The 25,781-nt window shown below is 40.3% G+C and carries 22 protein-coding genes; 14 read left to right on the top strand and 8 right to left on the bottom strand.

Annotated elements, in window-relative coordinates; all coding sequences use genetic code 11:
• The first annotated feature begins 119 nt into the window (after positions 1 to 119).
• The 5 genes from F565_RS0113555 to F565_RS0113535 all read left to right on the top strand — a co-directional run bounded on the left by F565_RS0113555 (position 120) and on the right by F565_RS0113535 (position 6,817).
• Positions 120 to 2,402, top strand: coding sequence for a T9SS type A sorting domain-containing protein (locus tag F565_RS0113555; protein ID WP_020213783.1), 2,283 nt, complete (start codon positions 120 to 122; stop codon positions 2,400 to 2,402).
• A gap of 67 nt (positions 2,403 to 2,469) precedes the next feature.
• The gene (gene bla, locus F565_RS0113550) at positions 2,470 to 3,315 is read left to right on the top strand and encodes a class A beta-lactamase, subclass A2 (protein ID WP_169336027.1); all 846 of its coding nucleotides are present in this window, start codon (positions 2,470 to 2,472) and stop codon (positions 3,313 to 3,315) included.
• Positions 3,316 to 3,455: 140 nt separating this feature from the next.
• Positions 3,456 to 4,505, top strand: coding sequence for a dual-specificity RNA methyltransferase RlmN (rlmN, locus tag F565_RS0113545; protein ID WP_020213781.1), 1,050 nt, complete (start codon positions 3,456 to 3,458; stop codon positions 4,503 to 4,505).
• A 92-nt stretch (positions 4,506 to 4,597) separates the two neighbouring features.
• Positions 4,598 to 5,575 carry a polyprenyl synthetase family protein gene (locus tag F565_RS0113540; protein WP_020213780.1) on the top strand — a complete coding sequence of 326 codons (978 nt, stop codon included), beginning with the start codon at positions 4,598 to 4,600 and terminating at the stop codon, positions 5,573 to 5,575.
• Positions 5,576 to 5,671: 96 nt separating this feature from the next.
• Positions 5,672 to 6,817: a hypothetical protein gene (locus F565_RS0113535; RefSeq protein WP_154652609.1), complete on the top strand. Its 1,146-nt coding sequence runs from the start codon at positions 5,672 to 5,674 to the stop codon at positions 6,815 to 6,817.
• Positions 6,818 to 6,842: 25 nt separating this feature from the next.
• Here the strand turns inward: F565_RS0113535 and F565_RS0113530 are convergent, their stop codons facing one another.
• Positions 6,843 to 7,817 carry a hypothetical protein gene (locus F565_RS0113530; protein WP_154652608.1) on the bottom strand — a complete coding sequence of 325 codons (975 nt, stop codon included), beginning with the start codon at positions 7,815 to 7,817 and terminating at the stop codon, positions 6,843 to 6,845.
• Positions 7,818 to 8,104: 287 nt separating this feature from the next.
• Between F565_RS0113530 and F565_RS0113525 the strand changes: the two genes are divergently transcribed.
• The 6 genes from F565_RS0113525 to F565_RS0113500 all read left to right on the top strand — a co-directional run bounded on the left by F565_RS0113525 (position 8,105) and on the right by F565_RS0113500 (position 12,758).
• Entirely contained in the window at positions 8,105 to 8,665 is a 561-nt protein-coding gene (locus F565_RS0113525) for an RNA polymerase sigma factor (protein WP_020213777.1), read from the top strand.
• Entirely contained in the window at positions 8,652 to 9,401 is a 750-nt protein-coding gene (locus F565_RS0113520; protein WP_020213776.1) for a hypothetical protein, read from the top strand. Before F565_RS0113525 ends, F565_RS0113520 begins: the two co-directional genes overlap by 14 nt.
• A 41-nt stretch (positions 9,402 to 9,442) precedes the next feature.
• On the top strand, positions 9,443 to 10,480 hold the full coding sequence (locus F565_RS0113515; protein WP_020213775.1) for a hypothetical protein: 1,038 nt from the start codon (positions 9,443 to 9,445) through the stop codon (positions 10,478 to 10,480).
• A gap of 131 nt (positions 10,481 to 10,611) precedes the next feature.
• Complete coding sequence (locus F565_RS0113510; protein WP_020213774.1) at positions 10,612 to 11,268, top strand: hypothetical protein; 657 nt, start codon at positions 10,612 to 10,614, stop codon at positions 11,266 to 11,268.
• 15 nt (positions 11,269 to 11,283) lie between these two features.
• A complete protein-coding gene (locus tag F565_RS0113505; RefSeq protein WP_020213773.1) occupies positions 11,284 to 11,745 on the top strand; it encodes a hypothetical protein in 462 nt (153 codons plus the stop codon).
• 92 nt (positions 11,746 to 11,837) lie between these two features.
• Positions 11,838 to 12,758 (top strand): cation diffusion facilitator family transporter, encoded by a 921-nt coding sequence (locus tag F565_RS0113500; RefSeq protein ID WP_020213772.1) that lies wholly within the window; start codon positions 11,838 to 11,840, stop codon positions 12,756 to 12,758.
• A gap of 212 nt (positions 12,759 to 12,970) precedes the next feature.
• Here the strand turns inward: F565_RS0113500 and F565_RS0113495 are convergent, their stop codons facing one another.
• The 3 genes from F565_RS0113495 to F565_RS0113485 all read right to left on the bottom strand — a co-directional run bounded on the left by F565_RS0113495 (position 12,971) and on the right by F565_RS0113485 (position 17,436).
• Positions 12,971 to 13,354, bottom strand: a complete 384-nt coding sequence (locus tag F565_RS0113495) for a TraR/DksA family transcriptional regulator (RefSeq protein ID WP_020213771.1) — start codon at positions 13,352 to 13,354, stop codon at positions 12,971 to 12,973.
• Between the two features lie 10 nt (positions 13,355 to 13,364).
• Positions 13,365 to 16,796 carry an isoleucine--tRNA ligase gene (gene ileS, locus F565_RS0113490; protein WP_020213770.1) on the bottom strand — a complete coding sequence of 1,144 codons (3,432 nt, stop codon included), beginning with the start codon at positions 16,794 to 16,796 and terminating at the stop codon, positions 13,365 to 13,367.
• Between the two features lie 172 nt (positions 16,797 to 16,968).
• On the bottom strand, positions 16,969 to 17,436 hold the full coding sequence (locus tag F565_RS0113485) for a hypothetical protein (protein ID WP_020213769.1): 468 nt from the start codon (positions 17,434 to 17,436) through the stop codon (positions 16,969 to 16,971).
• A 135-nt stretch (positions 17,437 to 17,571) separates the two neighbouring features.
• On the opposite strand from F565_RS0113485, the gene F565_RS0113480 reads away from it, so the two are divergent.
• On the top strand, positions 17,572 to 18,102 hold the full coding sequence (locus F565_RS0113480; RefSeq protein ID WP_020213768.1) for a hypothetical protein: 531 nt from the start codon (positions 17,572 to 17,574) through the stop codon (positions 18,100 to 18,102).
• 182 nt (positions 18,103 to 18,284) lie between these two features.
• On the top strand, positions 18,285 to 19,199 hold the full coding sequence (locus tag F565_RS0113475; protein WP_020213767.1) for an alpha/beta hydrolase: 915 nt from the start codon (positions 18,285 to 18,287) through the stop codon (positions 19,197 to 19,199).
• A gap of 113 nt (positions 19,200 to 19,312) precedes the next feature.
• Here the strand turns inward: F565_RS0113475 and F565_RS0113470 are convergent, their stop codons facing one another.
• Both F565_RS0113470 and F565_RS0113465 read right to left on the bottom strand, forming a co-directional pair.
• The gene (locus F565_RS0113470) at positions 19,313 to 20,275 is read right to left on the bottom strand and encodes an OmpA/MotB family protein (protein WP_020213766.1); all 963 of its coding nucleotides are present in this window, start codon (positions 20,273 to 20,275) and stop codon (positions 19,313 to 19,315) included.
• A gap of 114 nt (positions 20,276 to 20,389) precedes the next feature.
• Positions 20,390 to 21,151 carry an exodeoxyribonuclease III gene (locus tag F565_RS0113465; RefSeq protein ID WP_020213765.1) on the bottom strand — a complete coding sequence of 254 codons (762 nt, stop codon included), beginning with the start codon at positions 21,149 to 21,151 and terminating at the stop codon, positions 20,390 to 20,392.
• Positions 21,152 to 21,465: 314 nt separating this feature from the next.
• On the opposite strand from F565_RS0113465, the gene F565_RS0113460 reads away from it, so the two are divergent.
• Complete coding sequence (locus F565_RS0113460) at positions 21,466 to 23,406, top strand: M1 family metallopeptidase (protein ID WP_020213764.1); 1,941 nt, start codon at positions 21,466 to 21,468, stop codon at positions 23,404 to 23,406.
• 22 nt (positions 23,407 to 23,428) lie between these two features.
• Here the strand turns inward: F565_RS0113460 and F565_RS0113455 are convergent, their stop codons facing one another.
• Both F565_RS0113455 and F565_RS0113450 read right to left on the bottom strand, forming a co-directional pair.
• Positions 23,429 to 23,992, bottom strand: a complete 564-nt coding sequence (locus tag F565_RS0113455; protein WP_020213763.1) for a 5-formyltetrahydrofolate cyclo-ligase — start codon at positions 23,990 to 23,992, stop codon at positions 23,429 to 23,431.
• A gap of 116 nt (positions 23,993 to 24,108) precedes the next feature.
• Positions 24,109 to 25,587 (bottom strand): amino acid permease, encoded by a 1,479-nt coding sequence (locus F565_RS0113450; RefSeq protein ID WP_020213762.1) that lies wholly within the window; start codon positions 25,585 to 25,587, stop codon positions 24,109 to 24,111.
• Positions 25,588 to 25,781 lie beyond the last annotated feature (194 nt).

Here is a 25,781-nt window from a genome sequence, read left to right as displayed (position 1 = left end):
ATTTTTTTTTGCAAAGGTAACAAACCCGTAAGTATTAGTTAAAAAAATACGGATAATTTTAGCTGCCGTACAGATATGTAACAAAATAAATTACTTTTACATACTTTTAAAATTATAATATGAAATTTAAAATTACCCTAATATTACTTTTATGCCTGCAATTTGGCTTTGCGCAGGTTACTAACCAGGGCAAGCCGTTAAGCTGGAAATTACAAGGACTTGAGGCTGTTGCACCTGTGGTAATGCCCAAATTTGACCTTGCAACCCTGCAGGCCGAGGATAAAGCCAACGAAAATAAAAAAGACATGATATGGCGTTTTGGCTACGAGTTTTTAGTAGACCATAACCTTAATAATAGTGGTAACTGGCATACTTTGCCCAATGGCGACAGGCTGTGGAGAATACGCTACCAGTCTGCCGGGGCTAAGACCATGAACTTTTTATTCAGCGATTTTTATATGCCGGCAGGTGCAAAAGTATATTTGTATGATAATGAGCATACCGATGTTCTTGGCGCTTATGATGCACAGCAAAATAACGAAGAGCATGTACTGGGTACCTGGCTTGTAAAAGGACAGGATATATGGATAGAATATTACGAACCCGCGGCTGTTGCAGGCCAGGGGAAACTGGAAATATTTAAGGTGGTGCACGGTTACCGCACATCCGAAGGGTTATTAAAATCGCCCGATGACGACCTTAACGGTTCCGGCAATTGCAACTACGACGTTAATTGTACCCTGGGCGGTATAGACGATTTAAAGGATATCAATAAAAAAGCGGTTGCGCTTATTATTACAAATAATTCGGGTTTTTGTACGGGTTCGTTAGTTAACAATACCAGTAACGACGGTACACCTTATTTTTTAACGGCAAACCATTGTTACAGCAACCCGTCGCAATGGGCATTCCGCTTTAACTGGATAAGCCCTAACCCTGTGTGTGCCGGCAACACACCAAGCACATCAAACGCACCTGATTATTACCAAACGGCAAGTGGCGCATCGCTTAAAGCAAGAAACGAAGCATCTGATTTTTGCCTTGTGCAAATAACAGCAAACATGCCTGCCAGCTGGGACCTTGTTTATGCAGGCTGGGACAGGAGCGATGTTGCCCCACCATCTACCTTTGGCATACACCACCCACAGGGCGATATCATGAAGGTATGTAAAGATGATAATGCCCCAACGGCAGAGAATGATGGTGAGGCAGATGTTTGGGTAGTAGGCAACTGGGAACTGGGAGTTACAGAGGGTGGATCATCGGGTTCTCCATTATTTAACAACGAGGGCAGGATAATAGGGCAGCTTTTTTATGGCTCGTCTGATTGTGCCGGACTGGTAAACAATGGCGGTTATGATGCTTATGGCAGGTTTGGAAGGTCGTGGGATAATGGTACTACCGTAAACACAAGGCTTAGCGACTGGCTGGACCCTGAGGGAACGGAGGCACTAACCCTTGATTATTATCCGCCGGCCGAAGTTTTTGCAGTAGACGCTAAAGCGGTAATAGCAGGCTTGGGACAAGGTGTATGTGGGAGTACCATAACACCAATTATACGTATAGATAATAAGGGTACAGAGAACCTTACATCTGCACAAATAAATTATACTTTTAATAATGGCGAAGCAGGAGTATTACCGTTTACCGGCAACCTTGCCACTAACGAAAGCTACGTAGTAACGCTCCCCGAAATGCAGGGCATACAGGGTACCAATACTTTTACGTTTACAATTACTAATGTAAACAATGGTGCTACAGATGGTAATACAAATAATAATACCACATCGGCTAATTTTGTAGTGGAAGAAATTCCGGTATATGCACTGGCAAACATTAACTTTAGCCTTGTTACAGATCAATTTGGCTACGAAACTACATGGAACCTTAAAGATGCTGCGGGAACTGTTTTATACAGCGGCGGGCCATACGGTTTTATGCAGCAGGAAACCATTAATACTACGTTTACTGTACCTGCAGAGGGCTGTTATATTTTTGGTATTTATGATGAAGAAGGCGATGGTATTTGCTGCGATTATGGCGAAGGCAGCTTTAGCCTTATTACTGCAAACGGAACAGTTATTGCCGAAGGTGCTGAATATGGAGCCGAGTTTGTTGCAAAATTCAGGATGGAAGAGGAATTGTCTGTAAGTAACAGTGCGCTTAAAAATGCGGTTACTGTGTACCCTAACCCATCTTCAGGAGTGTTTACAGTTTCGGCAGCAGGCAACCAGGCACTTACCTACCAGTTGTACAATGTACTTGGGCAGGCCGTAACAAGTGGTAAAATTACTACCCAGGGCACTATTAATATTACCGGTGCTGCAAATGGTGTATATATGCTTAAGGTCACAGAGCAGGCATCGGGCAAATCGGCTAACTATAAGTTGGTTAAAGAGTAATATAGCCATGGCAGTAACGGCTAAATTATATATTTTCGTTTTATTTTGTATGCTGCCTGCAAACCAATTGCAAGCGCAAACTACTACTACTGAGCTTCGTGAACAATTAGAGAAGATCGTTGCCGATAAAAAGGCGACTGTTGGAATTTCGGTTTTAGGCCTGGAAGATGGAGATACACTCAGCATGAATGGAGATAGAAATTTCCCAATGATGAGTATATTTAAATTTCATATTGCCTTAACAGTACTCAAAAAGGTAGACAATGGTGCGTTATCATTAAAACAAAAAATATTTATTAGCAGTAAAGAATTGCTGGATACGTGGAGCCCTATAAAAGACAAATATCCTGCAGGCAATATTACACTTACGCTCGATGAAATTCTTATGTATACGGTATCTCACAGCGATAACAACGGTTGTGATGTTTTGTTAAGGCTTATTGGGGGAACTCAGGTAGTACAGGAGTATATAAACACACTCAATATCGGGAGCTTTGTTATAAGGTATAATGAGGAGCAAATGGCCAGTGGCGAACTTGCAAAAGTAAACACAACAACTCCGCTGGCAACAACTAAATTGTTAAGCCTTTTTTATAATTATAAGTTGCTTGAGAAAAAAACTACCCGATACCTAAATGAGTTAATGGAGCAAAATTCAAGAGGAAAGGCACTGATAAAAGGAAAGCTTCCTACTGGTACTAAGGTTGCCCACAGAACAGGAATGTCAGGAACTGACGATAAAGGATTGCAAATTGCCTTAAATGATGTAGGTATCATTACTTTGCCTAATGGAAAGCACTATGCAGTAGCTATTTACTTAAATAATATAACTGAAAATAAGGAAACTGCTGAAGGACTGATTGCAGATGTGTCTAAATCGGTATGGGATTATTTTATAAGCAAAAGCAATTAACTCAGCATGTGCTGAAATTAAATAATTTCACTATGTAGCCTGCAAAGAAATTTGCAGGCTTTTTTAGTTACATTAAACCTGATCCAAACCTCTTTAAATGCTTAAATAAATTATTCGCAAATAGTTACTACCTTTGCAGCATGCAAATGGAGAAGAAAGATATAAGGGCGCTAACAAAAGACCAGCTTCGTGATTTTTTTGTGGCAAATGGCGATAAAGCATTTCGTGGCAACCAGGTATACGAATGGCTGTGGAACAAACGTGCACATACCTTTGATGATATGACGAGCATAGGCAAGGCTACCCGCCAGATGCTTCAGGATAACTTTGTTATAAACCACATTCACGTAGACCAGATGCAGCAAAGTACAGATGGTACTGTAAAGAATGCTGTGCGCCTGCATGATGGCCTTGTGGTAGAGAGCGTACTTATACCTACCAAGACCCGTACTACTGCCTGTGTAAGCAGCCAGGTGGGGTGCAGCCTGGACTGTAATTTTTGTGCTACGGCAAGGCTAAAGCGCATGCGTAACCTTAACCCCGACGAAATTTACGATCAGGTGGCTGCCATAGATAGTGAGAGCCGACTGTACCACAACAGGCCGCTAAGCAATATTGTATTTATGGGTATGGGCGAACCACTCATGAACTATAATAACGTGCTTAAGGCTATAGATAAAATTACTTCGCCCGAAGGTTTGGGCATGAGTGCCCGCAGGATTACAGTATCTACATCCGGATTGCCTAAAATGATAAAGAAACTTGCCGATGATGAGGTTAAGTTTAAGCTTGCCGTATCGCTGCACTCTGCAATAGATGAAGTTCGTGCGCGCATTATGCCCTTTAGTGCTAATTTTCCGCTCGCAGATTTGCGCGAATCGTTAGAGTACTGGTATGCTAAAACCAAAAGCCGCGTTACTTATGAGTATGTGGTTTGGAAAGACATAAACGATAAAAAAGAAGATATTGATGCCCTTGTGCGCTTTTGCAAATATGTGCCCTGCAAGGTTAACCTTATAGAATATAACCCTATTGACGATGGCGAATTTCAGCAGGCAGCCCCCGAGGTTACCGATGCTTACATTCGTGCATTAGAAAACAATGGTGTTGTGGCAAAAGTGCGCCGCAGCCGTGGTAAAGATATAGATGCCGCGTGCGGGCAATTAGCCAATAAGGCCGAAACAGTTTAACCAGTTTCCGGCCGCAGCCCCGGTTTTCAGTTTGTAGGAATTGTGAATAATCTGTATTCTGTAATCAATCTCTTTTGTTATCTTTGAGGCGCATGAAAATCGTTGAGCAAATAAAGCAGCCTATAACAGAGGAAATGGAAATTTTTGAAAAAAAATTCCGTGAGTCCATGTCGTCTAAAGTGGCGTTGTTAAACCGCATTACCCATTATATAGTAAATCGCAAGGGCAAGCAAATGCGCCCTATGTTTGTGTTTCTTACTGCCAAGATGGTAAGTGGAGGCGTAGTAAACGAGCGTACTTATCGCGGTGCTGCTGTAATAGAGCTTATACACACGGCTACCTTAGTTCATGACGATGTGGTGGACGACAGCAACCGCCGCCGTGGGTTTTTCTCGGTAAATGCTTTGTGGAAAAACAAAATAGCCGTACTGGTGGGCGATTACCTGCTTAGTAAAGGCCTGTTGCTTTCTATAGATCATGGCGATTTTGATTTGCTTCGCATTATATCTGTGGCTGTGCGCGAAATGAGCGAGGGCGAATTACTACAAATAGAAAAAGCCCGCAGGCTGGATATAACCGAAGATATTTATTACGAAATTATCCGCCAAAAGACCGCTACACTAATAGCTGCCTGCTGCTCGCTTGGTGCCTGCTCTGTAAACCCTGAAGGGGATGACACAGAGAAGATGCGCAAATTTGGCGAGCTGATAGGGATGGCTTTCCAGATAAAAGACGACCTTTTTGATTATACCGATGATGCCATAGGTAAACCTACAGGTATAGATATTAAGGAACAAAAAATGACACTCCCACTTATTTATGCCCTTAACAACTGCTCTAAAGACGAAAAAAAATGGGTTATAAATTCGGTTAAAAACCATAACAAAGATAAGAAGCGCGTAAAGCAGGTTATCGATTTTGTAAAACAAAAAGGCGGCCTTACTTATGCCGAGCAAAAAATGGGACAGTTTCGCGAAGAGGCTTTACTGCTGCTATCCGGCTACCCGGCATCGCCCTATAAAGAGGCACTTATGCTTATGGTTAACTACGTTATAGAGAGGAAGAAGTAAGTTATATCTTTACACTTATTTTTTGCAGGGTATCTATAATTAAGGAAGGCTGTTATTTATAATATTCATACATTAATTGCTCAACAACTAATGGCAATGCGATTCTTTTTTACTTTTCTCTTATTCCAGTTATTTTATAGCATCAATTTAAACGCTCAGCAAAACGATGCGATTATCCCCAAAGATGATTTTTATTATGAACTGCCTTTTGAATACGATCGGGGAGCTATTATAATAAAAGCCAGACTGGGTAATGAGACATATAATTTTCTCTTTGATACCGGCGCCCTGTCATTAATAAGCAATGAGATAAAGTCTGTATATCCCATAGCTGGCACACAGCAATCGGGTAAAAATAGTAATTTTTATGCCGATAGTATTGTTATTGCAGGGCTTGCTTTTAAAAATGTAGCAATGCGTACATTAAACCTGACAAACCTTCCTGCACTTAAATGCAAAATTAACGGAGGTTTTATTGGTGCTAATATTATAAGTAAATGTATATGGCAAATAGATTATGGCAGCCGTAAAATTATAGTAACTAATGACAAACGTAAACTGCCGGGCTTAAAAGGTGCTACTAAAATACCTGTTTCTTTAGACAAGTTTAAACAGCCTTACATTGACTTGAAAATTAACGGTAAGAAACAAAAAACGCTTTTTGATACAGGGAGTAATATTTTGTTAGAATTGGGCAAAACAGACGGCCTAAAATTTAAGAATACAGGTAAAGAGATATTTATAACAGGTGCGGCCTCAGAAACTACTGCCGGGAGAAAACTTAATACTGTTACAGTAATGGAAGCAAATTATTCTATAGGAGTTTTACAGTTTAAAAATAAACCTGTGTTTTTTGGGAATGATTTTGAGGCTACATTATTGGGTTGCCCTATCATCGAAAATTACATAGTAACACTGAATTTTCCTGATAATGAAATGTATTTAAAACCTTTTAAGGAGTTGTCAAATGAGAGTTGGGAGCGTTATGGATTTGGGCTTAAGTTTGAAAATGGGCAACATAAAATCCTAAGCCTTTTTAAAGGCAGCAATGCTGAAAAAGCCGGTTTACTCCTGGATGATATTGTAGTAGCAATTAATGGTGATGCTATAACCTGCAATACCCTTTGTGATTGCCTTGATTATTTCGAAAGTATACAGGACAATACATCACAGATAACATTATCTGTAAACAGATATGGCAGTATAAAAAATATAACGCTATTAAAAAGTAAGCTTTTTTAACAGCGTTATCAATATATATACAAAATTATTTCTTTAGACTCTTTTTAACAGCATCTGCCAGTTCTCCCAGGTCCTTGGGTTTAAGTTGGTAGCTCATGGTTTGGTAATCTTTATAAATTACATCGCCATTTTTACCATTAGTGACGGTTACCATTTTCTGTCCATTTACTTTTGTGTAAAATACGTAGTAAAAATCTTCGCTGCCACCGGCAAGTATTTTTTTGTTTAGTGCCTCGTCGCTTATCCATTCATATTTATAAGGATACTTCTCAAAAAGTTCATCGGGGTTGAGGCGGTCTTTATCTTTATATCCCCATATACTCTTAGTTTTTAAATATTCAGGAACATATATGGTTTTTGTTGCCAGTTCTTTTACTTTGGCCTTGTCATAATCGGTATCATATACCCATGATGTGCCCTGGTTTACTAAAAGGTTGTTTACATATTGCAAATAGTTTTTAACATATCCTAACTGGTAATTGTATAGGTCTTCCTGAAGGTCGCCAAATTTTACCTTTCTAACCATTTCCCACATGGCATCGGTATTACCACCCATAAATATTGCTGCGATCTCGTTAGTATCATAATCCAGTTTCTTCTTCTTTTCTTTTATATCGGTAGGGTAAAAATATTCGTAATACACATATAGATATTCTGATGTAAAACCTTTTTGGCTTGTTTTAGTTTTTAAGAGAGCATTCATTTTCCAAATAGCATTGTTCTCTGTAACATATTTAGACGCGTTTTTTTCAAACTCTTCTCTCGAAATTACTTTATAAGGATTAATTGTCCATACCTGTTTTAGTATGGTTTCCATTTCGTCTATGGTAAAATCGTCGTTTACAAAAATGCTGGTCTTGCTTTTAATAATATCATATTCTCCCTTTTTAAACTTTTCGAGAGAGCCAACTTTATCGCGCCCTACAGATATCTGTGCGGCTGCAGGGGCAAAAAATGAAGTAGCGATGATAAGTCCAAACATTAAGAGTGTCTTTTTCATAAATAATTGTTGATATTGGTGATTGTTGTTAAAATTAACATTTTTTTCGGAATAAGAAAATTTCGATACATGTTTTTAAATGGAGTTATGTTTTAGCAATTGCTATATCAGATAAAAAAAATAAAAAAAATATCTAATTGCATTTCAGGTGTTTAAAATATTTTTAAAAAAATAATTACCTTTCATGCAACCATTTTGCAATCCTTGTCGTCTATGCTTATAGAAGGAGGTTTGTAACTGAAAAGGAGAACCAATAACGACCAACACACCAACCAACACGAACCGTTTTGAAAGTAATTAATTTACACCAGGAAGAGAAAGACATTATAAAGCTCGCCGCCGATAACAACCGGCATGCGCAGCAAAAAATTTATGCTAAGCATGCACCAAAGATGCTAAGTATTTGCAGGCAGTATATAAAAGACCTGCACCTGGCCGAAGATGTAATGATAACTGCTTTTATGAAGGTGTTTACAAACCTTAAAAATTTTGAGCACAAAGGTAGTTTTGAGGGCTGGATACGCAGGATCATGGTAAACGAATGCATATCGTACCTGAGGGTTCAAAAAAAAGTGGGTTTTCTGGAAGATGAATATTATGTAGAGGACACGTTTAATAACATAGAGAGCCACTTTAGTGTAGATGATATACAAAGCCTTATAGACAGCCTGCCGGATGGTTACAAAATGGTTTTTAACCTGTATTGTATAGAGGGTTTTAAACACCAGGAAATTGCAAAAATGCTGGGGATAAATGAAGGGACGAGCAAATCGCAACTGAGCCATGCACGCAAGATGCTTCAGGAGCAAATTAACAAACAAAAGAACTACGTAAATGGAACCGAATAAATTAGAACAGGACTTTAAACAAAAACTGGAGCAGCGCACCATACAGCCCACAGAGATGGCGTGGGACAGGCTGGATGCCATGCTATCGGTTACCGAAGAAAAGAAAAAGAAACCCAGCCGTACCTGGATGTATATGGCGGCAAGTTTTTTGGCCCTGTTACTGGTTGGGTCGCTATTCTTAAACCAGGAAAGCCAAAACACTAAAAACGGGATTACTACTGACGATAACAGGATTACAGAAGGTAAAAGTGAGCAAAAAACATCTGTAGGCGAAAGTTTTAAACCCACGGTAATTGACAGTGAAAGTATTAAGCAGGAGGAAACGGTTGCTGTAACAACTACTACAGTCTCTAATAATAAACCTGCGGCCTTTGTAAATAACAAAACAACTGTAGTTAAAAAGGAGACTGCAAAAAATGAAATTGCACCAATGGTAAACAAAGATGCCGTTGCTGCTACAATAGGTGTTAACGATGCTGTAAAAGTTAAAACAGGCCCTGCTAAAATTACGGTAGATGCGGCTAATCTTTTGGCATCGGTAGAGAGTACGGCAGTAACAGAGCAAATGGCAGCAACAGGCAAACCAAAAAAACAATCGGTTAAGGTAGATTCTAATTCGCTGCTTACATCGGTAGAGGGAGAGCTTAACGAGAGTTTCAGGGGTAAGGTGCTGCAATCAGTAGCTAAAAATTATAATATAATAAAATCGTCGGTAGCGTCAAGAAACCACGAATAAACATCAATCAAAAACAATTTTTTTACTAAAATCAAAACAACATGAAAACTATTACTTTTTATGTAGTGGCATTGCTATGCCTTTGCGCTACAAAATTATGTGCACAAACTTTTAGCGACCGTGCAAACGCCATAGGCGATAAAATAGAACTGATTACAAAACAGCAAAAAGACTCGCTTAAAACAGAGGTTGAGGCGGTTAACGTTCAGTTAGAAAAAAATGAGATTACCACTGCCCAGGCCGATTCGAAAAAGCAGGAACTTGCCCAAAAACGCGCAAACAATATAGAAACCCTTGTTGCGGTGGAGCAGCAAAAACTTGACGACCTTGTAAAAGATAAGGTAGACGGTAAAATTGAAGAGGATAAAAATGGCAGGAGATTTACTTTTAAGTATGATACCAAGTCGCGCTCTGTGAAGGATTCTATTAAAAAAGTATATGAGTATAAGAGAACACAATCGCAACTGGTGTTTGCAATAGGTGTAAACAGGCTTATGAACGATGGTAATGCAGATAAAAATTTTAAATGGAGGAGCGATTTTTATGAGTGGGGCGTAAGCTGGAACACAAGGATACTTAAAGAGAACAACCTGCTGCATGCTAAATATGGCTTGTCGTTACAGTACAATAACCTTCGCCCGGATGGAGACAGGGTTTTTGCAAAAGATGGCGCCAGGACAATACTTGTAGATGCCGGCCGCGATATAGATGTTGCCCGCCTGCGCTATGTAAACCTTGTAATACCTGCACACTTAGAGTTTGATTTTGCCAAAAAGAAAGTAAACGGCGATAAAACCTATTTTCCTATACAAAGGGGTTTCCGTTTAGGCGTAGGTGGTTATGTAGGCCTCAATGTAAAAGAAAAACAGATTATTAAATTTGAAGATGATAACGGCAACAACGTTAAAGACAGGACAAAAGGTAATTATAATGTAAACGATTTTGTATATGGTGTAAGCGCTTATGTGGGTTATCGTGATATTAGCCTGTATGCAAAGTACGATTTACAGCCTGTTTTTTCAAATAATGAAATAGATCAGAATAATTTGTCTCTTGGCATACGTTTTGATTTCAATTAATGTATAAGGGTTAGTTTTGTACTTTTGATGAAAAGGTGCTTCCGGCAAGGGGAGCACCTTTTTTTATGTTCTATAGTTTAGCGCATGTTTTTTTGTTTTACTTTTAAAGTAGTTAACATAACTAACGTTTTATGAACGAGTTTAAAAATACAGGTGGGGCAAAAATTGGAGCTTTAAAATCGTCGTGGCCATTTGCTACACTAAATGTAACCCGCAATAAGCTGGAACTTAATGTTAGCCTTATTGGTAAACTTGTTTTTTTACCCGGCGATATTATTTCTTTAATGCCTCATCCTCGAGGTTATAAAATGGGTGCGGGCATTAAAATTCATCATAAAGTACCGCAGTATAAAGATGAGGTGGTATTCTGGTCGTCTAAAAGCCCCGCCGAATTACTAAGGCAAATAGAGGCTACCGGCTTTATGGCAAATACTGATGCCATAGGGCACCGCGCACAAACAGAGGTAAGGGAGCTGCAAACTCAGGGAGGTTTTGCCATGAAAACAAAGCCTCTTGTTATGCTGCTTACCTTATGGCTTGCCATAGTTATTTATGGAGCTGTTAATATGTCGCTAACAGGTAGCTTAGTGGCGTTTCTTTCTGCCATGCAGTTGGCGTTTGTTGTAGTTATATTATTTGCAGTGGTTACATTGGCATCACCTTATTTCGCATCGGGAGTTTTAAAGCCCGGTTATACCATTGCCGATGTAAAAAAGTTCCTGATATTTTTTATAATCATTGCAGTGTTTATGGTTGTAGGTTTTAGTATTTCATCAAATGTTGTATAACTAAAATAGATAATTATGATACCACATAGAAGGCATTTTGCATTACAGGGGCTAACGGCAATAACGCTGCTTACTCCGGTGTTATTATTTTATTATTTATACAAAGTAAATATCGTAACTAATGAAACCGCAATTCCTGTATGGGTCGATGACGATAAAATGCAACATGCATTAGATAATCATAAAAGAGATTACATTACTATAAAAATTACTGGTGATAAAGAGTGGGACACTGCGCAAATGCAAAAGGCTCAGGACGCTGTTAGAGATATTTCTGCTGCAAACGATACTATTAAAGGTGTGCATTTTTATTTTGATAAGCATTCTAAATATAATGAGTTTGTGGAGGCATTAAATATTTTGCAAGTAGAAAAACCGCAGGACTTTATACTTATAGATAATCATCTTTGGGTTTTTAATACATATTGTACAGATTATAATGTAGGAGCAGAGGAGATTCCGATGATATTTCTTTAGCTGTTTTATAGATAATATTGACTGTTTTTTAATGTTTTATTATCGGCGTTATACATAATCCTTCGTAAATTTATACGAAACTAAACTGCCTCATGCCTCACGATCATTCCCATAGCCATTCGCACGGCCATGACCACTCCCATAATGTTTCGGCAAAGAATATTAAAGCTGCTTTTTTCCTTAATTTAGGTTTTACCATTTTAGAGGTTATAGGTGGGTTTTATGTAAACAGCGTCTCTATATTATCTGATGCACTGCACGACCTGGGCGATAGCTTATCGCTGGGTATATCGTGGTATTTGCACAACAAATCTAAAACCGGTGCCGATAGTAAGTTTACCTTTGGCTACAGCCGATTTTCATTGTTAGGGGCGTTGCTTAACAGCGTAATACTGGTAGTAGGCTCGGGGTTTGTAATTTATGAGGCCGTAAACAGGCTTATGCACCCCGAACCTGCCGATGCGCAGGGTATGCTTTATTTTGCTTTGTTAGGTATTGCGGTAAACGGTTATGCAGCTTTTAGGCTTAGTGGCGGTACATCGCTAAACGAGCGCGTGGTAAGCTGGCACCTTATAGAAGATGTACTGGGCTGGGCAGCGGTATTAATAGCATCTGTAGTAATGATGTTTACTGATGCGCCGTGGTTAGATCCTGCACTATCTTTAGGCATAACACTTTTTATACTTTATAATGTAATAGGCAGGCTTAAGGAAACGCTTGTAATATTATTACAGGGTTCTCCGGCTGATATTGATGCCGAAGAGATTAAACTTAAAATTTTGCAGATACCCCATGTGGTTTCTATGCACCATATAAACATCTGGTCGCTGGAGGGGGAGCACCATGTGTACACCGCCCATATTACTACAAAAGGTGTAGATACTTTTCCTGAAATGATACAGGTTAAACGCGATGTAAAAGCGATACTAAAGCAGTACCCTTTTACACATTATACCATAGAGGTAGAACTGGAAGATGAAGCCTGTGAGTTGTGGGACAAAGCTAAGCAGTAAATAAACATTTGTTTATTCCTTGTTTTACTAAGAAGGTCATCTTCGCCATGTCGCCGTAGAGACGCATTGAATGCGTCTCTCACTCCTGCTTTTAAAATAGGTTAGACGCCATGCAATGCGTCCTACCCAAAAACTACAGTGCACGACAAAGCAACATCCCTTAATAAGATGCATAAAAAAAGCCACCCGTTTAAGGGCAGCTCTTGTTGTTGTTATCGTTGTAGGTTTTTTGCCTCGATGCTCATAGTGGCATGGGGAACCAGTTTTAGCCTTTCTTTATTGATAAGCTTGCCGGTAACTTTACAAACGCCATACGTTTTGTTCTCTATACGTATAAGGGCGTTCTTAAGGTCGCGGATAAACTTTTCCTGACGGATGGCAAGTTGCGAGTTCGCTTCTTTGCTCATTGTTTCGCTGCCTTCTTCAAACGCTTTAAATGTAGGCGAAGTATCGTCTGTACCATTATTAAGGTCGTTCATGTATGCACTGCGTATCAGGTCAAGATCTGCCTTTGCTTTCTCAATCTTTTTGCCAATTAATTCCTTAAACTCTGCAAGGTCTGCGTCAGAGTATCTTATTTGCTGCTCATCTACCATTGTCAATTATCTATTTTGAAATTAATATTAGGGTTTTTATATCGTCAAACTCAATTTCTATTCCATTTTCTACATCAGGGCTAAAAATAAGCTCATCTGTAAGTGTTTCACTCTTAATATACGATTCGTTTGCCTTAACGGATTGTTCTAAGACTGCATTATCCTTAAGGTATACCTTAATCCTGTCGGTCACTTCAAATCCGCTGTCTTTACGAATGTTCTGTATCCTGTTTACAAGCTCGCGGGCAACGCCTTCTTTTTTAAGTTCATCGGTAAGGGTAATGTCCAGGGCTACGGTAATACCGCCTGCATTTGCCACCAGCCATCCCGGTATATCCTGCGATGCTATTTCTACATCTTCGGCGGTTAAAGTAATACTTTTTCCCGATACTACAATATCCAGTTCGCCTGCTGCATCTATAGCTGCTATCTGCTCTTGGGTAAAGTTTTGTATCTCTTTGCTAACCAGATTCATATCTTTGCCAAAGCGTGGGCCGAGAGCTTTAAAATTCGGCTTGATGCTCTTAACAAGAACGCCGCTGGCATCATCCATAAGCACTATTTCCTTAACATTTACCTCTGCTTTTATAAGCTCGGCAACGGCTTCAATTTCAGCCTTCTGTTTTGCGTCAAGTACCGGAATCATTACCTTTTGCAACGGCTGGCGCACTTTAATCATCTCTTTCTTACGTAAAGATAATACTAATGATGATATGGTTTGTGCCTTCTGCATACGGCTTTCAAGCGATTTATCAACAAAGTTATCAGCATATACCGGAAACTCGGCCAAATGTACACTATCATACTTTTCTGACTGTGAAGCCTGTGTTAAATCTTTGTACAGCCTGTCCATAAAGAACGGCGCTATAGGTGCGCTAAGTTTAGCCACTGTTACCAGGCAGGTATACAGGGTTTGGTAAGCTGCAATTTTATCCTGCGCATACTCGCCTTTCCAAAAACGGCGGCGGCATAAACGCACGTACCAGTTGCTTAGGTTTTCCTGTACAAAATCGCTTATGGCACGGGCAGCTTTAGTAGGCTCATATTCGGCATAAAAAGCATCAACATCTTTTATAAGCGTGTTAAGCTCGCTTAATATCCAGCGGTCAATCTCCGGCCTCTCTTCCAATGGAACTTCCGGCTCGGCATAGGTAAAGTTGTCAATATTTGCATATAGCGCAAAGAACGAATACGTATTATATAGTGTACCAAAGAATTTACGGCGCACTTCGGCCACACCTTCAATATCAAACTTAAGGTTATCCCACGGGTTGGCATTGCTTATCATGTACCAGCGTGTAGCATCTGGGCCATACTCTGCAAGAGTGGTAAAAGGGTCTACCGCGTTACCAAGGCGCTTGCTCATTTTTTGTCCGGCCTTATCCAGCACAAGTCCGTTACTTACTACATTTTTATAAGCCACTTCGCCAAATACTAATATAGCAATAGCGTGCAGTGTATAAAACCACCCACGCGTCTGGTCTACCCCTTCGGCAATAAAGTCGGCAGGGAAAGCCTTGTGGTTGTCAATTAAATCTTTGTTTTCAAAAGGGTAATGCCATTGTGCATAGGGCATAGCACCACTATCAAACCAAACATCTATAAGGTCGCTTTCGCGGTTCATAGGTTTGCCCGTTGGCGAAAGCAGTACAATTTTATCTACCACATTTTTATGCAGGTCTATAAGGTCGTAATTTTCGTCGCTCATATTGCCCGGCTCAAAGCCTGCAAACGGGTTGCTCTCCATAACTCCCGCAGCAACCGATTTTTCGATGGCGTTGTAAAGCTCTTCGGCACTGCCTATAAGTACCTCTTCGGTCTTATCGTCTGTCCTCCATATAGGCAACGGGATACCCCAGTAGCGCGAACGGCTAAGGTTCCAGTCGTTGGCATTTTTAAGCCAGTTGCCAAAACGGCCCTCACCGGTAGCCTTAGGCTTCCAGTTAATTGTTTCGTTTAGCTCGAACATTTTTTCTTTAACATCAGTCACCTTTATAAACCAGCTGTCAAGAGGGTAATACAGCAGGGGCTCATCGGTCCTCCAGCTGTGCGGGTAACTGTGTACGTATTTTTCTACTTTAAAGGCTTTGTTGTTCTCTTTAAGGTAAATGGATATCTCTACATCTGCCGAACGCTCCGGAGCCGTTCCTGCATCATAATATTCGTTCTTAACATATTTGCCTGCAAGCTCCAGCGGTTTCCCGTTAGGGTTGTCAAGGCTGCCTACATGGCTGGTAAATTTACCCTGAAGGTTTACCAATGGCACTGGGAAACCAAGATCATCCAGCACAAGCATTGGTGGTACTTCGGGCTTAGCCTCTTTAGCCACCTTGGCATCATCTGCACCAAAAGTAGGGGCAGTGTGCACTATACCGGTACCATCCTCTGTAGTAACAAAGTCGCCGGCAATTACCCTAAAGGCATTTTCCGGATTTTGATGCGGCAATACATAAGGAAGCAGCTGCTCGTAACGAATGCCTACAAGGTCTTTTCCTTTAGCTTCAGCTAATATCTGGTACGGGAATTTTTTATCACCTTCTTTAAAGTTAGCAAAATCGGTTTCTTCACTGCTTTCAAAATACGCTTTGCCAAACTGTTTACCTACTAAGTTCTTAGCAAGTACAACATTAATAGGCTCGAATGTATATTGATTGAACGTGCGTACCAAAACGTAGTCTATGTTTGGCCCTATGGTTAATGCGGTGTTAGATGGAAGTGTCCACGGTGTAGTAGTCCATGCCATGATATCTATAGCACCAAAACCTTTAAGGAATTCGGGCAAAGTATCAGGCAAAGTTTTAAATTGTGCCACAATAGTAGTATCGGTCACATCCCTATAAGCACCCGGCTGGTTAACCTCATGGCTGCTTAACCCTGTACCCGCTTTAGGCGAATACGGCTGTATGGTGTAGCCTTTGTACAGCAAACCCTTGTCGTAAATTTGCTTAAGCAGCCACCATACGGTTTCCATATATTTAGGCTTGTAGGTAACATACGGGTCTTGCATATCTACCCAGTAGCCCATTTTTTCGGTAAGGTCGTTCCATACATCGGTATAGCGCATTACGGTGCGCTTACACGCCTCGTTATACTCTTCTACAGTAATGGATTTGCCTATATCTTCTTTAGTAATGCCAAGTTCTTTCTCTGTACCAAGCTCTACCGGCAGGCCGTGGGTATCCCATCCGGCTTTACGTTTTACCTGATAGCCTTTTTGGGTATGGTAGCGGCAAAAAATATCTTTAATGGCGCGGGCCATAACGTGGTGAATTCCGGGAAGGCCATTTGCGCTGGGCGGCCCTTCGTAAAACACATATTGCGGCTTGCCCTCGCGGGTGGTTACGCTTTGCTCAAATATATTCTCTTTCTTCCAGAAATCAAGGACTTCGCTGGCCACTGTAGGCAGGTCAAGCCCCTTGTATTCAGTAAACTTAGTGCTCATTAGTATATGCTTGTAAAAATCGATTTGCGAAAGTAATGATTTTTTTTATGTTATGGTAAAAATGGGGTGAGATGTGGTTAGCAGGAAGAATATTTGTGTTTCTTAATAATCAATTATTGTAATTACAAACGCCCGCAATCGCGGGCGTTGTTGTTTTAAATATATTAAAGGCTTAATTATGGGGATCTGTCAGGTCTTCAAAGATTATTGGTTTGTCCGACTGTGGTATTTTAATAATGTTAAACGGGTGTGTAACATCCTGGGTGGCGCCTTTGCGCAAATTTTCGAGGGTTATAGTAATGTTATCGGCATTTTCTACTACAGCCGTAACATCTATTGTAGTGCCACTGCTGCTTATAATGTAAGAAGCTATAACCTGGTACTCATTAAAATCAATAGTGGTCTCTGTAAAAATGTCGGTAATGTCTTCGCGCGATTCCCGCATTTGGGTTAACAATTGCTGCCATTGTGCATTGGTCGTTATAACACGGTTCTCTACGGCAAAGCTTTGTGTGTTGGCCAAAACCCCTTTTGCAACCAGTGCAGGGCTTATGTTTTGAGGTTCGGGAGTAGTTACAGCATCATCATCGCTGCAGCCAAATGTTAACAATAACAAAAATGTTAAAAGTAATGGTTTCATAATTAGTGGTTTAATTGTTGTAATAAGGTAACAATCATATTGTGTTTTACCCTACATGATGCTGAATTTAAATTTGTTTTGAGGGCAATAACTAATGTGATAAAGCAATATATTTGACAACAAAATTCATTCCCCATGAAAAAAAATCTTTTAGTTACTTTGCTGTTCTTATTAGCAGCAACATCTTTTGCGCAGTCGCGAAAACAAACGATTGTTACACCGCTGCCCGATGAATATACTTTTAAAGTAGGATCTGACGAAAACCTTGGCAACATGCACGTAATTCAGTCTATCCCGCAGGATGAGCAGCCCGACAAATGGACGCTTCTTTTAAATAATACTGTTATTAAGCATATAAGCGATTTAACGCCCACAGGTATAATAGAAATGTATAAAAAATCGACCAGGGAAGAAGCCTCAAATGCCAGGTTTACCGTAATAGAAAGCAAGCCTAAAGTAAAGGACAAAAGTGTTTATGTAATTTTTAAGGTAGAGATACCCAGGTTTCATTACGACCCACAGCCACAGTCGCGGCTGTATTACATTGTACAGGGCGATAGCGAGCTGTTTGTAAACTACGTTGCTGTTAAATCGCCAACGCTTGATAAAGCTTTTGAAAATAAATGGGTTAAAGTATTTAAAGCATCTAAGCTGGAGTATAAATAAAGAAGTAATTGTTTACTTTGAGGGTATAATATAATTTTTCCAGATCACATTATAAAACACCCTGTTGGTGGTTAACTCTGTAGAGTAAGTTGCAAAAACGAATTTAATTTCAGGATTTCAATTGCATTGCTATCTATTTTAGTAACTTAGTTTGTCCAAAACACCATCTATCTAAAATTATAATGAAAAAACAATTGTTTATCCTCCTTGCTTTCCTGGCAATATCATCTTTAAATGCGCAGGATTTTAAAACACTTACTTATTTTGTAAACGACAGCACAAAACTGGAACTCGACCTGTTTTTACCTAAAACTAAAAGTAAAGAAAAATTGCCTTTGCTTATACATGTACACGGCGGTGGATTTTCTGGAGGTAAGCGCGAAGACGGTCACCATATTGCCAAATATGCAGCAACGCAGGGCTATGCCGCAGCTTCTATTACTTATACGCTGTACATGAAGGGTAAAAAGTTTAGCTGCGATGGCAAATTGCCCGAAAAAGTTAAGGCATTCCAGATAGCGGCCAACCAGTTATGGCAGGCTACCCTGTTTTTTATTAAGAACAGCGAAAAATATAGTATAGATACTAATAAGATATTTATATCGGGTAGCAGTGCCGGTGCCGAGACTGCCCTGCACGCTGCTTTTTGGGACAGGAACGCAATGGCATTATACCCCGAAAAATTACCCGAAAGTTTTAAATATGCCGGTATAATATCAGGCTCAGGAGCCATAATGGATCTTAACCTTATTACTAAAAAGAATGTAATCCCGGCACTCTTTTTTCATGGCAGTTGCGACGTTACGGTGCCTTATGCCACAGCTTCGCACCATTACTGCCCGCCGGGGTCTACAGGCTGGCTTATGCTGTTTGGGTCATATTCTATTTATAATCATATTGTTGATTTAAACGGTACTGCGAATTTGTATACGTTTTGCGGCGGTGGGCATGAGTACAGCGACGAACTTTTTGCCAAACAGCCACAGGAAATTACATCTTTTATGGCACGTGTACTTCGCGGCGAAAAAGAACAATCGCACACTATTATAAATACCGGAAAAGCTTGTGCTAAAGGTGAGTATAACTTTTGTGAGTAGCATTTATTAAATACTATTTTTAAATAAGTCTACATTAAATCTACAAATGGTATTACATAAAAAACCCGCAGGAAATAGTCCTGCGGGTCTTTACGTATCTTTAAATTAAACCACTACAACTCGTTTAGCAGTTTAGAAATTTCATCCAGTTTAGGAGTAAGGATAATCTCTATCCTCCTGTTTTTAGATTTACCTTCGGCAGTATCATTAGATGCTACAGGGGCAAACTCACTGCGGCCTGCTGCGGTAAGGTTTTTAGGGTCTACCTTTTTGTTATCCTTAATAATGGTAACAATAGCAGTAGCACGCTTGGTACTCAGGTCCCAGTTATCTGCAATTTGTCCGCCGCCTGCATAAGGCACATTATCAGTATGGCCTTCTATAAGCACGGCAATATCAGGATTATCTGCAAGAACCTTAGCCACTTCAACAACTGCCCTTTTACCTTCCGGGCCCACGATCCAGCTACCAGAGCCAAATAGTAGTTTGTTCTCCATAGACACATAAACCTTTCCGTTCTTTTGCTCTACGGTAAGGCCTTTGCCTTCAAAACTGTTAAGCGCTTTACTTAGCTTATTTTTAAGGGCTGTCATACCGGCTTCCTGAGCAGCCATTTTACCTTCAAGCTCATCTACACGGGCACTGCGCTCCTGTAATTCAGCTTTAAGCTTGTTCAGCCTTTCCTGTTCGGCAGCAAGGGCCTTCTCCTTAGCTTCAAGTTGGGCAAGAAGCTCGCGGTTCTTTTTCACGTTGGTATCTAACGCCGCGCCGCTGTCTTTTTCAAGCGCTGCATACGATGTTTTTAAATTATCAAGCGTTGTTTTTGTAGCTGCATAATCGGCAGACAGCTTGTCGCGTTCGGCTTTAGCCTTATCAAGCTGCGATTGCAGGTCTTTATTTTTAAGGTCGAGCGCATTGCGCTCTTTACTTAGCTTACTGTTTTCATCGGCCGTGGCGCGGTTTTCTTTTTTAAGGTCGGCATACTTACTTTCAAGGTCTTTGTATACTTTTTTAGAAACGCACGAAGACGTGGTTAATGCCAGTACCAAAAGGCCAATAGATACTCTTTTAATCATTTTTGTATTTGTTTTATTCTTTTCAATATAGTTAAACTACTAATTGGTAAAATCGGGTAATAAAAACTCCAACCATCAGTTAGTGTAAATTTGTGTAATTCGTGGTAAAATATTCTATTCAAATTCTACCATAACCGGGCAATGGTCGCTGTGTTTGGCTTCGGGCAGTATTACAGCGCGGGTAAGGCGTTCCCTCATAGGTTCTGTAACAAGGGCATAATCTATACGCCAGCCTTTGTTATTGCCACGGGCACCGGCGCGGTAGCTCCACCAGCTGTAATGGTGCGGGTCTTTATTAAAGTGCCTGAAACTGTCTACAAAACCATTGTTTATAAAGGTGTTAATCCATGCTCTTTCTTCCGGCAGGAAACCCGATACCTTTGCATTACGAATTGGGTCGTGAATGTCTATCGCTTCATGGCAAATATTGTAGTCGCCACAAATTACAAGATTGGGCAACTCCTGTTTAAGGTTTGTAATATATTCCTGAAAATCGTCCATGTACTTAAACTTATGACCCAGCCTGTCTATGTTTGTGCCAGATGGAAGGTAAAGGCTCATTACAGAGAACGTGTCAAAATCCAGGCGCAGGTTGCGGCCTTCAAAATCCATGTGCTCTATACCGGTGCCATACACTACATTGTTGGGCTTGTGCTTACTGAATATAGCCACACCGCTATAGCCTTTTTTTTGTGCCGAAAACCAGTAGTGGTATGGGTAGCCCGCAGCTTCAATTTCGGCAATGGCAACCTGGTCGTGGGTGGCCTTAATTTCCTGAAGGCAAATAATATCGGGGTTGGCTTGTTGCAGCCATTCTATAAATCCTTTTGTAAATGCAGCGCGAATGCCATTTACATTGTAAGAAATGATTCTCATTAGTGTTATTTGATTTTCAAAAATAACATTTTTAGCGGCTTTTTTAGCATATTCTTAACAAAGATTTTTTTTGATACTTACTCCTCTTCACACGCTGCTATTCGGACAGTAGAGTAGCGGAGCCAATAAATCTCTTTTATTTAAATCATGGGATTGATTAATTCCCAGTAATTAAAGCACCAGAGAAAATAATCCATATAAGTCTTACCACACCTCAACTTTTATCGTATATACCTGCATATAACAGTTACTTACCTCAATTTTTAAAACAACAGGGATTAATAATTATATTTGATAAATTTTTTACGGTTCCCATGAAAAAAAATACACTTTTATTACTTACGTTGCTTTGCCTTGCCAATGCTTTTGCACAGCAGTTAGTAAACCCCAATAACCACACTATACGGCAAAATCTGGCTGAAGCCGAAATGAAGGCTGCCTACCGCACATCTAACTTTGTGGCTAACCTTAATACCGGCAGTTATGATGTTGGCCATGTAACACTGCGCCTTACGGCAACCCCTACAGTACAATATATAGCCGGAGTTATTACTACAGAGTTTACGGCAAAAGAAAGCATGAGCACCATAACTTTTGACCTTAATAATAATTTAACAGTAAGTTCTGTTACACAAAATGGTGCAGGCCTTGGCTTTATACAGGACAGTAATAACCAGCTTATTATTACATTGCAGCAAACTATGGCAACGGGAGACAGCAGTACAGTAGTGGTTACTTATGAAGGAGCCCCTTTAGCAAGCGGGTTTGATTCTTTTGTTACCAGTACCCACAGCGGATCGCCTATTTTATGGACACTGTCTGAGCCTTATGGTGCCAAAGACTGGTGGCCCTGCAAACAAGACCTTGTAGATAAGATTGACGGTGTAGATGTATACATTACTGCCCCGCAACAATATGTATCTGTAAGTAATGGCGTAGAGCAGGATGCAGTAATTAATAATGATGGCACCAAGACCACGCATTTTACCCACAATTATGCCATACCGGCTTACCTTGTAGCCATTGCCATTAGTAACTATACCGTTTTTACCGAAACTGCCGGTACAGCACCTAACACGTTCCCGGTTGTAAACTATCTATACCCCGAGATGTATGAGCTTACACATACCCAGGTAATGGCTACTCCTGCTATTATAGATTTTTACGAATCTACATTTGAAACTTATCCTTTTAGCGCCGAAAAATATGGCCATGCACAGTGTGGTTTTGGCGGAGGGATGGAACATACCACGGTTTCATTTATGGGAGGTTTTAACCGCGACCTTATTGCACACGAGCTGGCCCACCAGTGGTTCGGCGACAAAATAACCTGTGGTTCATGGAAAGACATCTGGCTTAACGAAGGTTTTGCCACGTATCTTTCGGGGCTTGTTGTAGAACATCAGGATGGAGCCGACAGCTTTACCGACTGGAAACTGGAAAACCTGTATAACATTACTTCGCAACCCGGAGGCGCAGTTTACCTTACCGATGCCGATACACTATCTGTAAACCGTATTTTTAGCAGCAGGCTGTCTTATGATAAAGGCGCTATGGTGCTGCACATGCTGCGCATAAAAATGGGGGATGCCAACTTTTTTCAGGGTGTAAAAAATTACCTGGCAGATAGCAACCTCGCTTATGCCTATGCTAAGACACCCGATTTTAAAGCACACATGGAAACCGCGAGTGGCTTAGACCTTACGGAGTTTTTTAACGACTGGGTGTACAATCAGGGTTTTCCTACCTATAATGTTATTGTTACCCCGGCAGCAACAGGCCACGTTACGGTAACACTGCACCAAACGCAATCGGATGCATCAGTTACTTTCTTTGAATCACCTTTGCCCATACGCTTTTACAGTAGTGATGGAACTTTTTTTGACACCATTTTAGACAATACCGTTAACCATCAGCAAATAGATGTTGCCCTGCCTTTTAATAATCTTGACAGTGTAGATTTTAATCCGTTTTATGATATAATAGCCTTTAATGAGGTAACGCTGGGCACCGCGACTTTTAATGCAGATAAAACTATAACACTATATCCTAACCCTGCAAAAGATGTACTTAACCTGCAATTGCCACAAGGTGTTACAGTAGAGAGCGCAACGTTTTTTAACACATTGGGCCAAAAGGTGCTGCAAACCGGTAACCAAACATCGTTTAATGTTAGCGGTCTTGCCACAGGCATGCACTTTATAACACTAATAACTAACGAGGGTACGCAGCAGTTAAAGTTTATAAAAGGATAGTTATTACCAAAGTTAGATACGCCTAAAATGCATAAACCCTTTTAGGCGTTACGCAATAATCCAGCGCTATATCTGTAGGGTTATGCGGAATGTCTTCGGCTTCGGCTTCAAAAAAAGACAGTCCTATCTTTATAACATCAGGCTTGCATTCGGCAAGAAACCGGTCGTAAAAACCTTTGCCGTAGCCTACCCGGTGCCCTTTTTTATCAAAAGCTAAAAGAGGTACAAATACTACATCCATCTTAGCAGGCGGGACTTCTATACCCTCTACAGGTTCAGGAATACCATAGCTGCTAAGTACCAGTTTGGTATTATCTGTAAGGAGGTAGTGCACCATGCTGCAGCTTTCAAAATCCGACCGCGATACAATAACCTCTTTATCTTTTCCGGCAAGTATATTCAGTATAAAATCGGTATGCACCTCCTTTTGGTTTTCCATAGCCAGGAAAATATGAAAGTACGTTTTGCTCCAAATGTCAAGCGTAAGGAGCTTATTGGCTATTGCGAGGCTTTCATCCTGGGTTACATCCAGCGGCATAGCCTGTCTTAATTCTTTATATTTTTTGCGGAGTTCCTGTTTTGTCATTGGGTTAAGGTAGGTTTTACAAATGTAAGAATACAAACTAAATAAGAGCGCATAAAAAAAGTCCCAACAGCCTTACAACTGTTGGGACTTTACATCGAATAACTTATTTGTGTTTGTTATTCTTTTTCTTTTTTACCAAGTATACTGCTGTTTTTACTGTATGAAAAATAAACAATTACACCCAGTACCATCCATACTATAAGCCTTAGCCAGTTAAGCCAGCCTAAGCCATAAATCATAGCGAAACATACAATAACACCAAGTATTGGAACAAAAGGCACCAAAGGAGTTTTAAATTCACGCTTCATATCCGGTTCTGTCTTACGCAATACAATTACAGATATACATACCAATATAAAAGCGAACAATGTACCTATACTCGACATATCGCCCACTATATCTCCGGGAATAAAGGCAGCAAAAAGGCCTACAATTACAAGAATGACAAGGTTAGCTTTGTACGGTGTTTGAAATTTAGGGTGCAGGTGGCTAAAGAATGATGGTAATAAACCATCTTTACCCATAGCATAGAACACGCGGCTTTGGCCTAATAACATTACAAGTATTACAGATGAGAAACCGGCAATAATAGCTATGGTTACAAAACTACCCAGCCATTCATACCCTATCATGTATTTGTTTATGGCAAATGCAATAGATGCTTCTTTGCCCGTTGTCCTAAAATCTTCTACGGTGGCAATACCTGTAAGCACGTGGGCAAAAAGTATGTACAACACGGTACACACAGCAAGCGACCCAAGGATACCTATAGGCATATCGCGCTTAGGGTTTTTTGTTTCCTGCGCTGCGGTACTCACGGCATCAAAACCTATAAAGGCGAAGAATACTGTACCGGCCGCACCAAGTATACCCATAATACCCCCAAAACTGTGGCTCACACCAGAATCATCAATATATTTACTTGGCTCCGGGATATATGTTGCATGATTAACAGGGTTAATAAACTGCCAGCCTAAAACTATTACAAGCACTACAATTGCCACTTTTACAAGTACGATCAGGCCATTAACAAATGCTGATTCCTGTGTACCTTTTATTAGAAGTAAACTTATAGCCGCAACAATAAAAAGTGCAGGGATGTTCATAATTCCGGAAACACCATCGGCCGAAGTTTGAAACGGCGAGTGGCACCACTCATAAGGTATAGGGCTGGTATGCAGCACCGTGACCAGTAAATTATTGAGGTATTCGCTCCAGGCAATGCCCACGGTAGCTGCCCCCACAGCATATTCTAATATTAAGTCCCATCCTATTATCCATGCAAGGAATTCGCCCATAGTGGCATACGTATAGGTGTAGGCACTACCCGAAATAGGAATAGATGAAGAAAGCTCGGCGTAGCATAAACCCGCAAGGGCACAGCCAATAGCGGCCACTATAAACCCAATAGTTACAGATGGACCGGCATTTTGTGCAGCGGCGGTTGCCGTTCTTACAAATAAACCTGCACCAATAATGGCCCCGATTCCTAAAGCAATTAACGACCAGGCCGTTAAGGTTCTTTTTAAGCCTTTTTCTGACTCTGCCGACTCAGCCAGTAAAATATGCAATGGTTTCTTTCTCCAGATAGACATAAATTTTGTTTTGTTGTTTGTTTTAAAAGTGCCAAATATAACTGTTTTGGCACTATTATAATAATTTTAACTTATTTATGTAGCAATAATATCAGGCACATAGCTTATAAAAAACGGTAAATGTATTTTTGTACGGGTTTTCCTGAGTATATTTAGTTTTCAGTCGCAGTCGCAGTTACGGTTGAAACTTGAAA

This window comes from Flavobacterium rivuli WB 3.3-2 = DSM 21788, assembly GCF_000378485.1.
GTDB classification, from domain to species: Bacteria; Bacteroidota; Bacteroidia; order Flavobacteriales; family Flavobacteriaceae; genus Flavobacterium; species Flavobacterium rivuli.
The sequence above is the reverse complement of the archived record's forward strand: the minus strand, read 5'-3'. Positions and strand labels throughout refer to the sequence as shown.

What these genes read in the sequence shown, in the direction of transcription:
- rlmN (WP_020213781.1), top strand. Translation starts at nt 3,456, where the DNA reads ATGCAAATGGAGAAGAAAGATATAAGGGCGCTAACAAAAGACCAGCTT.
- F565_RS0113510 (WP_020213774.1), top strand. Translation starts at nt 10,612, where the DNA reads ATGAACGAGTTTAAAAATACAGGTGGGGCAAAAATTGGAGCTTTAAAA.
- F565_RS0113460 (WP_020213764.1), top strand. Translation starts at nt 21,466, where the DNA reads ATGAAAAAAAATACACTTTTATTACTTACGTTGCTTTGCCTTGCCAAT.
- F565_RS0113515 (WP_020213775.1), top strand. Translation starts at nt 9,443, where the DNA reads ATGAAAACTATTACTTTTTATGTAGTGGCATTGCTATGCCTTTGCGCT.
- F565_RS0113485 (WP_020213769.1), bottom strand. Translation starts at nt 17,436, where the DNA reads ATGAAACCATTACTTTTAACATTTTTGTTATTGTTAACATTTGGCTGC.
- F565_RS0113535 (WP_154652609.1), top strand. Translation starts at nt 5,672, where the DNA reads ATGCGATTCTTTTTTACTTTTCTCTTATTCCAGTTATTTTATAGCATC.
- F565_RS0113475 (WP_020213767.1), top strand. Translation starts at nt 18,285, where the DNA reads ATGAAAAAACAATTGTTTATCCTCCTTGCTTTCCTGGCAATATCATCT.
- F565_RS0113540 (WP_020213780.1), top strand. Translation starts at nt 4,598, where the DNA reads ATGAAAATCGTTGAGCAAATAAAGCAGCCTATAACAGAGGAAATGGAA.
- F565_RS0113520 (WP_020213776.1), top strand. Translation starts at nt 8,652, where the DNA reads ATGGAACCGAATAAATTAGAACAGGACTTTAAACAAAAACTGGAGCAG.
- F565_RS0113500 (WP_020213772.1), top strand. Translation starts at nt 11,838, where the DNA reads ATGCCTCACGATCATTCCCATAGCCATTCGCACGGCCATGACCACTCC.
- F565_RS0113450 (WP_020213762.1), bottom strand. Translation starts at nt 25,587, where the DNA reads ATGTCTATCTGGAGAAAGAAACCATTGCATATTTTACTGGCTGAGTCG.
- F565_RS0113480 (WP_020213768.1), top strand. Translation starts at nt 17,572, where the DNA reads ATGAAAAAAAATCTTTTAGTTACTTTGCTGTTCTTATTAGCAGCAACA.
- F565_RS0113505 (WP_020213773.1), top strand. Translation starts at nt 11,284, where the DNA reads ATGATACCACATAGAAGGCATTTTGCATTACAGGGGCTAACGGCAATA.
- F565_RS0113495 (WP_020213771.1), bottom strand. Translation starts at nt 13,354, where the DNA reads ATGGTAGATGAGCAGCAAATAAGATACTCTGACGCAGACCTTGCAGAG.
- F565_RS0113555 (WP_020213783.1), top strand. Translation starts at nt 120, where the DNA reads ATGAAATTTAAAATTACCCTAATATTACTTTTATGCCTGCAATTTGGC.
- ileS (WP_020213770.1), bottom strand. Translation starts at nt 16,796, where the DNA reads ATGAGCACTAAGTTTACTGAATACAAGGGGCTTGACCTGCCTACAGTG.
- F565_RS0113470 (WP_020213766.1), bottom strand. Translation starts at nt 20,275, where the DNA reads ATGATTAAAAGAGTATCTATTGGCCTTTTGGTACTGGCATTAACCACG.
- F565_RS0113455 (WP_020213763.1), bottom strand. Translation starts at nt 23,992, where the DNA reads ATGACAAAACAGGAACTCCGCAAAAAATATAAAGAATTAAGACAGGCT.
- F565_RS0113530 (WP_154652608.1), bottom strand. Translation starts at nt 7,817, where the DNA reads ATGAAAAAGACACTCTTAATGTTTGGACTTATCATCGCTACTTCATTT.
- F565_RS0113465 (WP_020213765.1), bottom strand. Translation starts at nt 21,151, where the DNA reads ATGAGAATCATTTCTTACAATGTAAATGGCATTCGCGCTGCATTTACA.